The sequence below is a fragment of the Streptomyces sp. NPDC060366 genome (genome assembly GCF_042725135.1).
GTDB lineage: Bacteria > Actinomycetota > Actinomycetes > Streptomycetales > Streptomycetaceae > Streptomyces.
This window is the reverse complement of the sequence record NZ_JBHXDC010000014.1, coordinates 162,016-177,572: the sequence shown is the minus strand read 5'-3', so window position 1 is coordinate 177,572 and position 15,557 is coordinate 162,016. Positions and strand designations below refer to the sequence as shown.

Genomic DNA, 15,557 nt, shown 5'->3' with positions numbered 1-15,557 from the left:
CCAACGCTCCGCGTTGTCTCCCTCCTCCGCCTTGCGACCGCACGCACCAGACCCCGCTCCCTGATCCGGCCTGATCCAAACGACAGGCCCTAGCCCAGCAGCCGCAGCGTCGTCGGTGAGATACCGACGTGGACCGTCTGGCCCCATGTCAGTGTCAGCGCGTCCGATTCCATGCCGTCACCGAAGGCGATCAGACGGTCGGACTCGACGGTCAGGCACAGCCGTTCGGCGGACGTCAGCGCGCCCGCCACGAGTGACGTTCCGGTCGTCGGGGAGGGCCAGGCCTCGCGTACGAACCAGATCAGCCGACGGTCGGCGGGGCCGGGCAGGGCGAGCGTGCTGGCGCGTTCGTGCCACAGCGAGCGCAGCCATCCGGTGGCGCCGGTGCCCGTGCCGACGAGTACGCCGGACGATGCCTGCGCCTCGGGGGCGGGCGGCGCCTGCTCGCCGGTGCTCAGCCGGTAGCGGACCGTCTGGTGACCGGGTGGTCCGAGGCAGATCTCGTTGAGCGCGAGCAGCCGTTGGCTGTCGTCGGCGACCGCCTCCACCATGGTGAGTTCCTCGACGCCGTGCCCGACGGCGACGGCCGCCTTCAGGAGCGTGCCCGCGTCGGTGGCCGGGTGGCGGACCAGCACGCCCGGATTGCGGCCGGGGTCGGTGTCGATGCCCACCACGGGCTGCCCGGAGAGATACTTCGCGGCGTTCGCGACCAGGCCGTCCTGGCCGACCACCACCACGACGTCCTCCGGACCGAACAGGAACCGGTCCAGGTCCGCGCGCTCCACCCGGCTCTGCCGCCACCGGTGAGGTACGGCCGCCGCCACATCGCTGAGCGCGCGCCGCGTGCGGTGGTGCCGCTCGGCGACCTCACGGATGTCCCGGTCGCGGGAGGAGAGGAAGAACGCTGCCTGACCATGGGTGCCGTGGCGGGCGAGCAACTCCTCGTACTCGGTGGTGCGGTGGACCAGCACCGCACGCGGCGCGAGCGTCACGCCCGCTCCCCGCCCTGTCGTCCGAGAGTGGCCAGCAGCCCGGTCAGCACGTCGGGGGACACGGTGACGCTGTCGACGCGGGGCAGATTCTCCGCGAGCCGGTCCACGGCCAGCGCGCGCAGGGTCGCCGCGTCCGCTTCACCGTGCACCCGCAGCCACTGCGCCTGGGCCGCCGCCCGTGCCTCGCCCGTCCTACGTGCCGCATCGGCGTCCGCGGTGGCCAGCCGTACGCGGCGCTCCGCCTCGGCCTCGGTGCGTACGGCGTCGGCCGCCGCGCTCTCCTCGGCCTCGCGGCGGGCGTTGGTGCCGCGCTGCTCGACCAACTGCTCCTCTTGGCGGGCCAGTTCGATCTGGCTGGCGAGTTCGTTCTCGGCGATGGCCCGCTCCCGCTGCACCGCGACGGCGCGCCGTTCGTATGTCGCCCGGTCCGCCTCCTGCTGGATCTGCTCGCGCGCCGGTGTGCGCAGCGCGCGCTCCACCTCGGCCTCCGGCCGGACGGCGACGACCCGCACGGTCACCACCTCCAAGCCGGTGGCGGGCAGCCGGGGTTCGGCCGCCAGCCCGCCGTCGATCCGGTCGCGTACGGCGGCGACGCCGTCGGACAGCGCGGCGGCCAGGGGCGTACGGGCCAGGACGTCCAGCGCGTGCTGTTGGGCCGTCCCGGTGAGCAGGGTCGCGATCTGTTCCAGCGGGGCGCCGCGCCAGACCCCGGTGTCGGGGTCGAGGGAGAAGTCCAGCCGGGCGGAGGCGAGCGCGGGATCGCTGATCCGGTACGTCACGGTCGCCTGGACGGTGACGTCCTGGAAGTCGGCCGTGCGGGCATGGAAGGCCATCGCCAATTCCCGGTCGTTGACCGGCACTTCGGAGAGCGCGGCGGACAGCGCCCGGAACCAGAAGCTCAATCCGGGGCCGTCGTGGACGAGCCGGCCCCGGCGGTGGTGGCGGATGTGCGCCGTGGGGGCGGAGCGGAGATGGCGCCGGCCGAGGCGCTTGGTGATGTCAGCCATGATGACCTCTTCTCGTCGGTGTGACGATATCGAAGAGGTCGCCATATCGTCAACGTGACGAAAGAGGTCCGCCCTCTCCCCGAGCCGTGACCGGCCGGGGAGAGGGCGGAGATCGTCGTCCGGTCGCTCAGGCGCCCGGCTCGATCCAGATGTTGCGGTAACGCACCTTGTTCCCGTGGTCCTGGAGCCGGATGGCGCCCGCGGCGGTCGTCTCCGGCGCGCCGGACCCGGTCGGACCGTTGACGGCCACGTCGTCGTGGACGGTCTTGCCGTTCCACACCACACTGACGCGGGCGTCCTCGGTCTTCTTCCCGTCGGCGCCGAAGCGCGCGGCGCGGAAGGTGATCTCGTACGTCTGCCAGGTCTCCGGCGCGGTCGACGCGTTGAGATCCGCCGCCTTCTTCAGATAGATCGCCGCCGCGTCGTTGTTGGCCAACTGCTCCTTGCCGAACGAGTCCAGGATCTGGACCTCGTAACGCTCCTGGAGATACACACCGCTGTTCCCGCGGTCCTGGCCGGTCACATCCGGTGGCAGCAGCGGCACCCGGAACTCGACGTGCAGCTTGAAGTCCTTGAAGGCCTGTTTGGTGCGGATGTCACCGCAGCAGACCTCCATGGCCCCGTCGTCGGACAACGGCCACCGGACATTGCTGCCGTCGGTGTGCTGCCACTGCGACCGGTCCTTGCCGTCGAACAGCGTGATGCGGCTGTCCTTGGGATGGACGGTGATCAGGTCGAGATTGACATGGCCGGTGTCACCGCTGTCGTAGCGGTACGCGATGGTGTTGTCCCCGCGGCTCAGCGGCAGCGACTCGGTCACCGTCGACCAGCCGTCCCACTTACCGGTGCTCGGCAGGACCGTCTGTTTCATCTTGCGGCCGTTGAGGTAGAGACTCACCGTCTTGTCGCCGACGAACGGATTCGGACCGTTGGCGTAGCGCAGCGCCACGTCGTACTTCCCGGCCCGCGTCGTCCGCACGTCGAACGTGGTGGTGGCGCCCTGTGTCCCGTAACTGTCGACGAAGCCGCCGCCCGAGTGGCCCGCGTGCTCGGTGTCGACCCGCGCGCCGCCGGTCAGCGAGGCCTCCTCCGCCTCGTACAGCGTCTTCGGCGGCGCCTCGGGCCCGACGAGCGAGTTGAGGGTGTACCAGGCCTCGGTGCTCCACAGCGTCTCGCCGCCCTCGGCGCTGAACGGCCGGGGCGAACGCACGTGCACCACGCGGTTGGACTTGAGTCCGTCGATCGCGAGAGTGACCTTCTTGCCGTCGGCGGACACGGTGGCCGACTGGACCTTCAGTGTCTCCTCGTCGATCTTGGGGCCGCCGTAGTCGGGCGTCGGCGCGTAGTACCACTGCTCGACCTCGTAGCGGTCGACCAGTTCGGCGACGGTCTCGGCGGAGAGCGGCTTGGTGTATTCGAGCTCGAAGCCTCCCGGCTTCGCCCGCATCGCCAGGATGTCGAACGCGTCGTCGCCCTTCGGCGTCAACTTCTGGAGGCCGTACGAGAGTTTGCCCTCCTGGCCCCAGTTGCCGCCGGCGCCCAGACCGCCGGCGTAGATGGCGCCGTCCGGGCCCATGCTGATGCGGTTGACGCCGGCTTCGAGGCCCTGGGTCATACGGAAGACGGCGCCCTGGTACTCGCCCTTGACCTTCTCCAGGTACCCGCGCTGAAGACCGCCGTACGTGACGTCACCGAAGACCATCTGTCCGGCGAACGGTCCCTCCTTCAACAGCAGCGGTGTGCTGGGGGAGTTGGCGATCTCGTTCTGCGGCAGCCAGAGCACGGGCTTGGTGACCGGCTTGGCGTCGAACGGGCCGGCGGGGTTCGTGTAGTGGTTGAAGAAGCGGTCCTGCTTGACGTGCACGAGCTTCGAGGAGGGCAGCCAGCCGCCCTGGTTGTCGGTGACGAAGATGTCGCCCTCGGGTCCCCAGCCGATGCCGTTGGGGGTACGGAGGCCACCGGCGACGTAACTGACCTCGCCGGTCTCCTTGTTCACCTTGATGGTGGAGCCGCGGTTCTTCGCGGGCTGCGGGTCGGTGGTCGCCCCGCCCAGGTTGATCGCGACCGACAGGTTCAGATAGAAGAACCCGTCCTTGTAGAGCAGCCCGAACGCGAACTCGTGGAAGTTCCCGCCGAACGGCCAGGTCGCGACCTTCCGGTAGGTGTCCGTGACGTCGTCCCCGTCGGTGTCCTGAAGCTCCGTCAGCTCGTCCTTCTGCGACACGTACAGCGAGCCGTCGACGTACTTGATGCCCTGCGGCTCCTTGAGGCCCTCGGCCACCTTCTTGGCCTTGACCTTCTCCGGCCCGGTGCTGCCCGTGACATCGCTGAGGAGGTAGACCTCGCCCGTCTCGTTGTCCGTGCCGCCCCAGGTGGTGACGGCGAGCCGGCCGTCGGGCAGCCAGTCCATCGCCGTGACCTGCGGCTCGAACCCGCTCGGCCGCAGGTCGGTGAGCGCGTAGTTGGGGTGCACGTCCGTCAGGGGCAGACCGTCGCCGGGGGAGTCCTTGACGCCCTCGCACTCCTTGCGGCCGGGCGCCGTCACACGTACGACATCGGCGTCCGTGCTGAGCACGGAGTTGGGTACGACGGCGAAGCCGGAGGCGCCGGGGGGCTGCCAGGCGAGAGTGATGTTCTGGCCGCCGGTGCGGTCGAAGTGGTCGATCCGCAGGGCATGGACACCGGCCGTCAGGGTGACGGTGCCTTCCTTGGGGTCGGCGCCGTGCAGACCGTCGTGGTCGATGACGACCTTGTCGTCGATCAGCAGACGTGAACCGTCGTCGCTGGTCAGCCGGAATGTGTAGGAACCGTCCTGCGGGACGTCGATGTTGCCGATGACCTGGGACACGAAGTTGTCCCCGATCCCACCGAAGTCGTCTGTCGACGACCAGTCGATGGTGGGCATCAACTTGTCCACGTTGGGGGTCTGACCGGGCTTCAGGGTGCAGATCTTGTCCAGCGGCACCTGCACGTCGAACACGCGCAGCGTGACGCCCGGCTCCTGCGGGGGCAGTTCACGGGTGACCGGATCGGCCGCGACGGGATCGGCGGCGGTGGCCGGGGTCGATACGAGACCGGTGGTGAGGAACGAGACGGCGAGCAGGCTGAGCAGACATCTGCGCAGCCGGCGGCTCGGTCTTTGATCCATTCTTCCTCCTGGCACTTCGCGCACCGGGAAGAACACCCTGGCCCGTGGGCGGCGTTCACCGCCGGGGGCGAGCCCTTCGATCCGGATACGGAGGTCTGGAAACGGATGCGGACGCTGCGTTCTGGCGGTTTACGGGCGGCTGATGACCTGTCATGTACGTCACCAGCCGACGCGTCGAACGAAAGACTAGAGACTTCTGTCGAGATCGTAAATACTTTGTCACGCACGAGTGAAAAGTCCTTGGCGGCGGGTGGTGGGCCGGGGCGGGGCCGTTTGACCGGTGCCGCCCGGTGGTCGGTTTCGGCCTCAATCGCCGGCCGGGCTTGTTTGGTGCGGGTCGGGTGGGGTGTGAACAGCGCCCTGCGACGGCGTGAGGGGGGCGGGGGCGCAGGAGGGGTGTGTTCGGACACTTGGGCTGATTTGTGGTGCGTGAACAAGGTGGGTCGGGGGTCCAGCGAACCTCGCACGCGCCGTAAATCACGCCGTCCGGACACACCCCTCCGGAGGCCCCGCACCCCGACCGCGACAGACGACCGCCACCCAGCGCCCCTACGGCTAGCCCCCCGACCGGTGGCCCAGGCGGGCCGACAGCGCTTCCGCGCCCTTGGCCGCGAGGTGGGCCAGTTCGTTCTCGCGGGACTCCGTCCAGCGGATCATCGGGACGGAGATGGAGAGCGCGGCCACCACCTGACCCCGGCGGTCGCGTACCGGCGCGGCCACGCAGCTCACGTCCGAGTTGGACTCCCGGTGCTCGACCGCGACACCGCGCCGCCTGATCCCGGCGAGTGCCGTCCGCAGTACGGCCGGGTCGGTGATGCTGTTCGCCGTCATCGCGGACAGCTCGCTGCCCGTGAGCCGGGCGTCGAGTTCGGGCTCCGGCAGTGACGCCAGCAGCATCTTGCCGACCGAGGTGCAGTGCGCCGGCAGTCGGCGGCCCGCGGCCGACACCATCCGGACCGTGTGCGTCGAGTCCACCTTCGCGATGTAGATGACATCGAGGTCTTCGAGGATCGCGACATGCACCGTCTCGTCGCAGGTCTCCGCGATGTCCCGCGCCACCAGCCCGCCCTCGGCGGCCAGGTCGAGCTGTTCCGCGTAACGGCTGCCGAGCTGGTAGGCCCGTACGCCGAGACGGTACCGGCCGGGCTGCTCGGGGATCGCCTCCAGATAGGAGCGCGCGGCGAGGGTGGTGAGCAGTTCGTGCACCGTGGTGCGCGGCAGGCCCAGCCGGCGGATGACATCGGGCGCGGAGAGTTTCCCGTCGCCCTCCAGGAACAGTTCGAGAATGTCGAACGCCCGCGTCACCGCGGGGACCAGTCGCCCCATCTCCGTCCGACCACCCCTCATGTTCGGTACTCCGACCAACGATCGGAATGACGAACAAAGGCTAACGGCTGCGTGACCCATTGACACCCCTCGGCTACCTGTTTACGGTCACGCCAGCATTTCGAACGCATGACGAAATATCGAACAGGACAGTCCGGCCGGTCCGTACAACCTCTAGGGGCACCGCAGTGCGCATCACGGGAATCAGCACCCATGTCGTCGGTACGCCCTGGCGTAACCTCACCTACGTCCTGGTCCACACCGACGAGGGGCTGACCGGCGTCGGCGAGACGCGGATGCTGGGCCGGACCGACGCGCTGGTGGGCTATCTGCGCGAGGCCGAGGCCAACCACATCGCCGGCTCCGACCCGTTCGCCGTCGAGGACCTGGTCCGCCGGATGAAGTACGGCGACTACGGGCGGGCCGGCGAGATCGTGATGTCGGGCATCGCCGTGGTGGAGATGGCCTGTTGGGACATCAAGGGCAAGGCCCTCGGTGTCCCGGTCTGGCAGTTGCTCGGCGGGAAGGTCACCGACCGCGTCAAGGCGTACGCGAACGGCTGGTACACCACGGAGCGCACCCCGCAGGCGTACCACCAGGCCGCGAAAGCGGTCGTCGCGCGCGGCTACCGCGCCCTGAAGATAGACCCGTTCGGCACCGGCCACTTCGAACTGGACCGGGCCGGCACCGGCTACGCGGTGTCGCTCATCGAGGCCGTGCGGGACGCGATCGGCCCCGACACCGAGCTGATGCTGGAGATGCACGGACGGTTCAGCCCGGCGACCGCGGTACGGCTGGCGCGCGAACTGGCCCCGTACGACCCGGCGTGGCTGGAGGAGCCCGTACCGCCGGAGAATCTTCAGGCGCTGAGCAAGGTCGCCGGGAAGGTGGACATCCCCGTCGCGACCGGCGAACGCATCCACGACCGCATCGAGTTCCGCGAACTGTTCGCCTCGCAGGCCGCCGACATCATCCAGCCGGACGTCGGCCACATCGGCGGCATCCTGGAGACGCGGAAGCTCGCCGCGACCGCCGAGACGCACTACGTGCTGGTGGCCCCGCACAACGTCGGCGGGTCCGTGCTTACGGCGGCCAGCCTCCAACTGGCGGCCTGCACACCGAACTTCAAGATCCTGGAGCACTTCAACGACTTCGCCGACGCGGAGATCAAGAAGATCGTCACGGGCGCGCCCGAGGTCGACCCCGCGACGGGCTGCTTCGAGATCTCCCACGCGCCCGGTCTGGGCGTCGAGTTCGACGCCGACGCGGCGGCCGAATTCCCGCAGCAGCAGGCCCGGTTCGACCTCTGGGCCGAGGGCTGGGAGAAGCGCGACCCCAAGGCGCCCCGATGACCCGCCCCGCCCCGGCCCCCAGCCGAGCCGTCGTCGTCGACCGGCCCGGGACCCACCGGCTCGTCGAGGGCGAACGCCCGGTCCCCGGCCCCGGCGAGGTCGTGGTGAAGGTCGCCGCCGCCGGGATCTGCCTGAGCGACCGCGAGGTGTACGCCGGCCGCCGTGACCCCGGGTATGTCCGCTACCCCGTCACCCCCGGCCACGAATGGTCCGGGACCGTCGAGTCCGTGGGTGAGGGAGTCGACCCGGCGCTCGCCGGCAGGCGCACCGTCGCCGAGGGCTTCCGCGCCTGCGGCGTCTGCGACCGGTGCCGCGCCGGCGACACGTCGCTCTGCGCCGGCGGCTACGACGAGACGGGCTTCACCCGGCCCGGCGCGTTCGCCGACCATGTGGCCGTCCCCGCACGGCTGTTGCACCCCCTGGCCGACGACGCCGACCTGCGGGCCGCCGCCCTCCTGGAGCCGGCCGCCGTCGTCGCCGGAGCCGTACGGGCCGGGTGCCCGGAGCCCGGTGAGCGGATCGCCGTCGTGGGCGCGGGCACGCTCGGACTGCTCGCCGTACAGTTCCTCGCCGCGTACGCGCCCGGCGAACTGACGGTGATCGAGCCGCGCACCACCCGCGCCGCCCTGGCACCCGCGTTCGGCGCGCACGAGGTGATCAGCCCCACGGCGGCCGAACACCGCCGGGGCCAGTACGACCTCGTGCTGGAGACGGCCGGCGCGCCCACCACCGCGGCCTCCTCCTGCCTGCTGGCGCGGCGCGGCGGCCGGGTCGTACTCACCGGGATGTTCACCCCCGGCGCGACCGGGATCGACCCGGTCCATCTGTCGCTGAGCCAGTTGACCGTACGCAGCGTCTTCGGCGCCCCGTCCGCCGCCTGGTCCTTCGCCGTACGCGCCTTCACGGCCGGCCTGCTCGACCCCGGTCCGCTGATCACCCACGAGTTCCCGCTGGAGCGTTACGCCGAGGCGGTCGCGCTCGTCGGCGGCGGCGACCCCGGCACGGGGAAGGTGCTCCTGCGTCCTTGACCCACCGCACGGGCGCCCCAGCGGCGGCGCCACGCCGTAAACCCCGAACATGGTTCGAAATATCGAACGCCGAAATCACCGTCAACCACCCTCACGCACCGACAGGCAGCGACCGAAGGACATGTCCGTTGACCGACGCACCAGCCCCCGGCCCCCGCCGCCGCCCCGGTGAGCGGGCGCTCGCCGCGCTCGACCTCGCCGCCCCCGACGACCACCCCGCCGACGCGTCCCCGCACACCTTCCCCGACGGCGGCACCTGGCGCACCGAGATCCCCTCCGTCGAAGGCCCCGAAGCCCTCGCCGAAGTCCTCAAGGAGTCCTCCCGCCTCGACGTGCCGATCCACCGGATCAGCCAGGGCAGCGGCGTCTGGATGCTCACCGACGACGAGATCACCGAGATGGCCGGCGCCTGCGTGGCGCGCGACATCGAACTGTGCCTGTTCACCGGCCCGCGCGGCACGTGGGACATCGGCGGCGCCACCCGTACCGACTCCGGTGGCGGCGGTCTGCGCGCCCGCGGCCACGACGCCGTCGCCGGCTGTGTCGAAGACGCCCTGCGCGCGGCCGAGTTGGGCGTCAAGTGCCTGCTCGTCGCCGACGAGGGCGTGCTCTGGACGCTGCACCGGCTCCGTACCCGAGGCGTCCTGCCCGCCGACACCACCCTCAAGGTGTCGGCGCTCATCGGGCCGGTCAACCCCGCCTCGTACACGGTCTACGAGCGCCTCGGCGCCGACTCCCTCAACATCCCCTCCGACCTCGCGCTCGCCCACTTCACCGAGATCCGCCGTGCCAGCCGCGCCCCGATGGACCTCTACATCGAGGCGCCCGACGACCTCGGCGGCTACGTCCGGATGTACGAGACCGCCGAACTGATCCGGCGTGGCGCGCCCCTGTATCTGAAGTTCGGTCTCTCCAAGGCGCCCGGCATCTACCCGTACGGCGGCCATCTGCGCGAGATCACCCTGGCCACCGCCCGCGAACGCGTACGACGCGGCCGGCTCGTCCTCGATCTGCTCGCCCGGCACGGCGCCGACGGCGGTATGTCGCCGCTCGGCTCCCGCCTCCCCGGCTCTCTCAACCGATTCCCGCTTCCTTAAGGACAAGGACTGATGACCATGCGCACCAGCCGCGCCGCACTCACCGTCGTCGTCGCCTCGCTCGCCCTCGCGCTGACCGCCTGCGGCCAGAGCGGTGAGGGCGGGAGCAAGGAGGAGAAGAAGGGCGGCAAGGGCTCCACCGTCGGCATCGCGATGCCGACCAAATCCTCCGAACGCTGGATCGCCGACGGCCGCAACATGGTCGCGGAGTTCAAGAAGCTCGGCTACAAGACCGACCTCCAGTACGGCGAGGACGACGTCGACCAGCAGGTCTCACAGATCGAGAACATGATCACCAAGGGGGTCGACGTCCTCGTCGTCGCCTCCATCGACGGCCGGGCCCTCGGCGACGTCCTCGGCCAGGCCGCCGACCAGGGCATCAAGGTCATCTCCTACGACCGGCTCATCCTCGGCAGCCCCGACGTCGACTACTACGCGTCGTTCGACAACGAGAAGGTCGGCGTCCTCCAGGCGACGTACATCGTCGACAAGCTCGGCCTGAAGGACGGCGGCGACGACCAGGGCCCCTTCACCATCGAGCTGTTCGCCGGCTCGCCGGACGACAACAACACCCGCTACTTCTTCCAGGGCGCCTGGAAGACCCTCAAGCCGTACATTGACAAGAAGCAACTCGTCGTCAAGAGCGGCCAGACACAGCTCGACCAGGTCACCACTCTGCGCTGGGACGGCGGCACCGCCCAGCGGCGGATGGACGACCTGCTCACCAAGTCGTACGGCTCCGACGACGTGGACGCCGTGCTCTCGCCCTACGACGGCATCTCCATCGGCATCCTCTCCGCCCTGAAGTCGGACGGCTACGGCACCGCCGCCAAGCCGTACCCGGTCGTCACCGGCCAGGACGCGGAGGTCGCCTCGGTCAAGTCGATCGTCGCCGGACAGCAGACGCAGACCGTCTACAAGGACACCAGGGCGCTGGCCAAACAGGCCGTGCAGATGGCCGACGCGGTACTCAACGACAAGAAGCCCGAGGTCAACGACGAGGAGACGTACGACAACGAGAAGAAGGTCGTCCCCTCCTATCTGCTGGACCCGGTCAGCGTCGACAAGGCCAACTACCAGTCCGTTCTGGTCGACTCCGGTTACATCAAGGCGAGTGACCTGAAGTGACCGCACCCGTCCTGGAGATGCGCTCCATCGTCAAGACCTTCCCCGGGGTCAAGGCGCTCTCCGACGTCACGCTCAACGTCGCCCCGGGGGAGGTGCACGCCATCTGCGGCGAGAACGGCGCGGGCAAGTCCACGCTGATGAAAGTCCTCAGCGGGGTCCATCCGCACGGCAGTTACGGGGGCGAGATCCTCTTCCAGGGCTCCCCGTGCGCGTTCAAGGACATCGGCGCCAGCGAGGCGCGCGGCATCGTGATCATCCATCAGGAGCTGGCCCTGATCCCGTACTTGTCGATCGCGGAGAACATCTTCCTCGGCAACGAGCACGCGAGACACGGGATCATCAGCTGGAACGAGACGCTGAAGCACGCCGCCGCGCTGCTGAAGAGGGTGGGACTCGCCGAGCACCCACAGACCCGTGTCGCCGACATCGGCGTGGGCAAACAGCAGTTGGTGGAGATCGCGAAAGCACTCGCCAAGGAGGTGAAGCTGCTCATCCTCGACGAGCCGACCGCCGCGCTCAACGACGGGGACAGCGCCCAACTCCTGCTCCTCATAAGGGAATTGAAGGCACAGGGCATCACCTCCATCATCATCTCGCACAAGCTCAACGAGATCGCCGAGGTCGCCGACTCCGTCACCATCCTCCGTGACGGCCGCACCATCGAAACCCTGGACGTGCGTGCCGAGTCGACCACCGAGGACCGCATCATCCGCGGCATGGTGGGCCGCGACCTCGACCACCGCTTCCCCGAACGCACCCCGCACGACGGCGATCCCGAGGCGCGCCCCGCACTGGAGATCCGCGACTGGACCGTGCACCACCCGATCGACCAGCAGCGCAAGGTGGTCGACAACGTCTCGATCCATGTCCGCCGCGGCGAGATCGTCGGCATCGCCGGTCTGATGGGCGCCGGCCGCACCGAACTCGCCATGAGCGTCTTCGGACGCTCCTACGGCCGCAACATCAGCGGGACCGTCTTCAAGGACGGCCGGGAGATCGTCACGAAGACCGTGCCCCAGGCCGTGGAACACGGCATCGCGTACGTCACCGAGGACCGCAAGCAGTACGGGCTCAACCTCATCGACACCATCGGCCGCAACATCACCCTGAGCGCCCTGCCGAAGGTCGCGCGGCGCGGGATCGTGGACGAGCACGAGGAGACCCGCGTCGCCGAGTCCTACCGCACGAGCATGAACATCAAGGCACCGACGGTCTTCGAGCAGGCCGGCCGGCTCTCGGGCGGCAACCAGCAGAAGGTCGTCCTCAGCAAGTGGATCTTCGCCGGGCCCGATGTGCTCCTGCTCGACGAACCCACACGCGGGATCGACGTCGGCGCCAAGTACGAGATCTACACCGTCATCGACCGGCTCGCCGCACAGGGCAAGGCCGTCGTCTTCATCTCCTCCGAACTCCCGGAGCTGCTGGGGATGTGCGACCGCGTCTACACGATGGCCGCCGGCCGGCTCACCGGTGAGATCCAGCGCGCGGACGCCACCCAGGAAGTGCTGATGCGCCACATGACCAGGAACACGAGGTAGCAGACATGGGTCCGGCCACCACCGACCTCTCCAAGTCCCAGGGCGATCCGCCGAAGCCCGCCCGCCCGCGCTCCTCGGCGACCCGTGATCTGCTGCTGGACGCGGCGCGGCGCAACATGCGCCAGTACGGCATGCTCATCGCGCTCGCGCTGATCGTCGTGCTGTTCCAGATATGGACCGACGGCGTACTCCTCAAGCCCAACAACGTCACCAACCTGGTCCTCCAGAACAGCTACATCCTCGTGCTGGGCATCGGCATGATGATCGTCATCATCGCCGGCCACATCGACCTCTCCGTCGGCTCACTGGCCGCCTTCGTCTCGGCCGCCTGCGCCGTGATGATGGTCGAACACGACATCCCGTGGGTGCTCGCCCTCGTACTGGGCCTCGCCATCGGCGCGGTGGCCGGCGCCTGGCAGGGCTTCTGGATCGCGTACGTCGGCATCCCGTCGTTCATCGTCACCCTCGCAGGGATGCTGCTCTTCCGCGGCGGCACACAGATCTTCCTCGGCTCGCGCTCGCTCGGCCCGTTCCCCGAGGGCTTCCAGAAGATCTCCACCGGCTATCTCCCGGAGATCGGCCCGGTCACCAACTACCACAATCTGACACTCCTGTTGGGGCTGGCACTGCTCGCCTTCGCACTCATCCAGGAGGTCCGGGACCGCCGGCGGCAGAAGGAGTACGAGCTGGAGGTCCTGCCCCGCAATCTCTTCCTCACCAAGTGCGTGGCTCTCGCCGCGGCGGTCCTCGCCTTCACCATGACCCTCGCGAGCTACCGCGGCGTCCCGGTCGTCCTGCTGCTGCTCGCCGCGCTCCTCATCGGCTTCGGCTACGTCATGCGCAACGCGGTCGTCGGCCGCCATGTGTACGCGCTCGGCGGCAACCGCGCGGCGGCGAAACTCTCCGGCGTGAAGGACCGGCGCGTCACCTTCCTGGTCTTCGTCAACATGGGCGTGCTCGCCGCGCTGGCCGGAATCGTCTACGCGGCGCGCCTCAACGCGGGCGTCCCGCAGGCCGGCGTCAACTTCGAACTGGAGGCCATCGCGGCCGCGTTCATCGGCGGCGCGTCGATGAGCGGCGGTGTCGGCACGGTCTTCGGCGCGATCATCGGCGGACTCGTGCTCGGTGTCCTCAACAACGGCATGTCCCTGGTCGGCATCGGCACGGACTTCCAGCAGGTCATCAAGGGCCTGGTGCTGCTGGCCGCCGTGGGGTTCGACGTCTGGAACAAACGCAGGGTGGGTGCCTGACACAAGCGACTGACGTCAACTCCGGTCCGGGGCGGGGTCAGGACGGCGGGCCGAGGGGAATGGCGAGCGAGGACGCCCCCTGGAGATCGAGCCACGCCGTGTCCGGCCCCCGGACCAGCCGCAGCACCACCCGCCCGCAGTCCGGGCACCGGGCCACCAGACCCGGTGCCCGGTCGTAGACGCGCAGCCGGGCCATCGGACCCGTGGCGCCGCAACCGGCACAGCGGCCGACGGCGGCAGTCAGGTCGACCGCGAAGATCTCGGAGAGCGGGCCGCCCAGCGCGTTGCCGTCCGCGTACGTCTCGTCCCGCTCCTCCCTCTCGTATGCCTGATCGCGAGTCCCGTCGACGTTCATCTCAACCTCCACTGGGGCCGAAGCGTTCGGTCCTGATCCGGTCGGGGGAGTGGCCGAGGCCGATGAGCAGCGACGCGGCCGTCTCCACGAAGCCGGTCGGCCCGCACACGTAACACGTCGGCCGGACATCGGCCGGCCAGCCCGAACGCACCAGGTCGTCCGCGCTCAACCGGCCGACCGGCCTGGGGTGTTCGGGGGGAGCGGTACGTGTGTAGAGATACGCCGTGCCGAGGTCGGGCGCCCCGCGACGCAGTTCGGGCACATACAGCTGATCGTCCGGTTCGCGTACGGAGTAGAGCAGCCGGAACGGCGCCCGCCCGCCCACGGCGCCGCGCACCCGCACCATCGACATCAGCGGCACCAGCCCGGAGCCGCCGGCCACCAGCAGCACCGGCTCGCGCTGCTCCGGCCGCCAGACGAACCAGCCGCCGACCGGACCGCGCAGCTCCACGCGGTCGCCGGGCTCCAGGTCGTCCATCAGATACGGCGACACCTCGCCGTCCGGCACCCGCTGGACCGTCAGCTCGACGCGCTCACCGTCTGGAGCGGACGCCAGTGAGTAGCTGCGCTGTGTGCTGTAGCCGTCCTCGGCCGTCAGCCGTACGTCGACATGCTGGCCCGCCAGATGCCCCGGCCAGCCGGGCACGTCGAACACCAGCGTCCGGGCCGTCCGCGACTCGGTACGCCGGTCGACCAGCTCCGCCACCAGCCAGCGAAGCCGTCCGGGGACGGTGGCTAGTCGCCCTGGTACCGCTGCTCGCGCCACGGGTCACCGTAGGAGTGATAGCCCAGGCCCTCCCAGAACCCGGGCTCGTCGTCGAGCAGCAGATCGATCCCGCGCACCCACTTCGCCGACTTCCACAGATACAGGTGCGGCACCAGCAGCCTCGCGGGGCCGCCGTGCTCGGGGGCCAGCTCCTCACCGTCGTAGCGGTGGGCGATCCACGCCTTGCCGTCGAGAAGGTCCTCCAGCGGGAGGTTGGTCGTGTAGCCGCCGTAGGAGTGGACGAGGGCGAACTCGGCGGCCGTCTCGACATCCTCCATCAGGAGGTCGAGCGAGACGCCCTCCCACCGCGTGCCGAACTTCGACCACTTCGTCACACAGTGCAGATCCACCGTTGGTGTCTCGCCGGGCATCGCCATCAGCCGCGCCCAGTCCCAGGTGTGCTCGGTGCCCGTCTCGGTCGTGAGGGTGAACTCCCAGTCCTCGTGTGCCACGCGCGGCGTGGGACCGGCGGAGAGGACGGGGAAGTCGTGGACCTCGTACTGTCCGGGCGGCAGATCCCGGCCGGGAGCGGGCCGCCGGCCGTGGAATCCGCGCGAGATGATCGCCATG

Annotated in this window: 13 protein-coding genes; 6 read left to right on the top strand and 7 right to left on the bottom strand. The window is 69.6% G+C overall.

The annotated features are described in order from the left end of the window. Positions 1-89 precede the first annotated feature (89 nt). The 4 genes from ACFWHU_RS29090 to ACFWHU_RS29075 all read right to left on the bottom strand — a co-directional run bounded on the left by ACFWHU_RS29090 (position 90) and on the right by ACFWHU_RS29075 (position 6,473). Entirely contained in the window at positions 90-992 is a 903-nt protein-coding gene (locus ACFWHU_RS29090) for a hypothetical protein (RefSeq protein WP_387228397.1), read from the bottom strand. Then, positions 989-1,999 (bottom strand): SPFH domain-containing protein, encoded by a 1,011-nt coding sequence (locus tag ACFWHU_RS29085; protein WP_385802228.1) that lies wholly within the window; start codon positions 1,997-1,999, stop codon positions 989-991. The genes ACFWHU_RS29090 and ACFWHU_RS29085 overlap by 4 nt, the downstream gene beginning before the upstream one ends. A 127-nt stretch (positions 2,000-2,126) precedes the next feature. Further along, positions 2,127-5,147 carry a family 16 glycoside hydrolase gene (locus ACFWHU_RS29080; RefSeq protein ID WP_387228395.1) on the bottom strand — a complete coding sequence of 1,007 codons (3,021 nt, stop codon included), beginning with the start codon at positions 5,145-5,147 and terminating at the stop codon, positions 2,127-2,129. 555 nt (positions 5,148-5,702) lie between these two features. After that, complete coding sequence (locus ACFWHU_RS29075) at positions 5,703-6,473, bottom strand: IclR family transcriptional regulator (RefSeq protein ID WP_387228393.1); 771 nt, start codon at positions 6,471-6,473, stop codon at positions 5,703-5,705. Positions 6,474-6,661: 188 nt separating this feature from the next. On the opposite strand from ACFWHU_RS29075, the gene ACFWHU_RS29070 reads away from it, so the two are divergent. The 6 genes from ACFWHU_RS29070 (at position 6,662) to mmsB (ending at position 13,866) form a co-directional block, all read left to right on the top strand. Then, a complete protein-coding gene (locus ACFWHU_RS29070; protein ID WP_387228391.1) occupies positions 6,662-7,825 on the top strand; it encodes a mandelate racemase/muconate lactonizing enzyme family protein in 1,164 nt (387 codons plus the stop codon). Then, positions 7,822-8,853 carry a zinc-binding dehydrogenase gene (locus tag ACFWHU_RS29065; RefSeq protein ID WP_385802236.1) on the top strand — a complete coding sequence of 344 codons (1,032 nt, stop codon included), beginning with the start codon at positions 7,822-7,824 and terminating at the stop codon, positions 8,851-8,853. Before ACFWHU_RS29070 ends, ACFWHU_RS29065 begins: the two co-directional genes overlap by 4 nt. A gap of 128 nt (positions 8,854-8,981) precedes the next feature. Continuing rightward, complete coding sequence (locus ACFWHU_RS29060; RefSeq protein WP_387228389.1) at positions 8,982-9,950, top strand: hypothetical protein; 969 nt, start codon at positions 8,982-8,984, stop codon at positions 9,948-9,950. A gap of 18 nt (positions 9,951-9,968) precedes the next feature. Next, entirely contained in the window at positions 9,969-11,078 is a 1,110-nt protein-coding gene (chvE, locus tag ACFWHU_RS29055; protein ID WP_387228409.1) for a multiple monosaccharide ABC transporter substrate-binding protein, read from the top strand. Continuing rightward, entirely contained in the window at positions 11,075-12,616 is a 1,542-nt protein-coding gene (mmsA, locus tag ACFWHU_RS29050) for a multiple monosaccharide ABC transporter ATP-binding protein (protein WP_385802240.1), read from the top strand. Before chvE ends, mmsA begins: the two co-directional genes overlap by 4 nt. 5 nt (positions 12,617-12,621) lie before the next feature. Beyond that, a complete protein-coding gene (gene mmsB / locus ACFWHU_RS29045) occupies positions 12,622-13,866 on the top strand; it encodes a multiple monosaccharide ABC transporter permease (RefSeq protein WP_385802242.1) in 1,245 nt (414 codons plus the stop codon). Positions 13,867-13,903: 37 nt separating this feature from the next. Here the strand turns inward: mmsB and ACFWHU_RS29040 are convergent, their stop codons facing one another. From ACFWHU_RS29040 to ACFWHU_RS29030, 3 genes are read right to left on the bottom strand one after another with little or no spacing between them, the layout of a single operon-like run. Next, positions 13,904-14,221 (bottom strand): DUF6510 family protein, encoded by a 318-nt coding sequence (locus tag ACFWHU_RS29040; protein WP_385802244.1) that lies wholly within the window; start codon positions 14,219-14,221, stop codon positions 13,904-13,906. Between the two features lies 1 nt (position 14,222). Next, a complete protein-coding gene (locus ACFWHU_RS29035; RefSeq protein ID WP_387228387.1) occupies positions 14,223-14,987 on the bottom strand; it encodes a ferredoxin reductase in 765 nt (254 codons plus the stop codon). Beyond that, a complete protein-coding gene (locus ACFWHU_RS29030) occupies positions 14,957-15,556 on the bottom strand; it encodes a sulfite oxidase-like oxidoreductase (protein WP_385802248.1) in 600 nt (199 codons plus the stop codon). Before ACFWHU_RS29030 ends, ACFWHU_RS29035 begins: the two co-directional genes overlap by 31 nt. Between the last annotated feature and the right edge of the window lies 1 nt (position 15,557).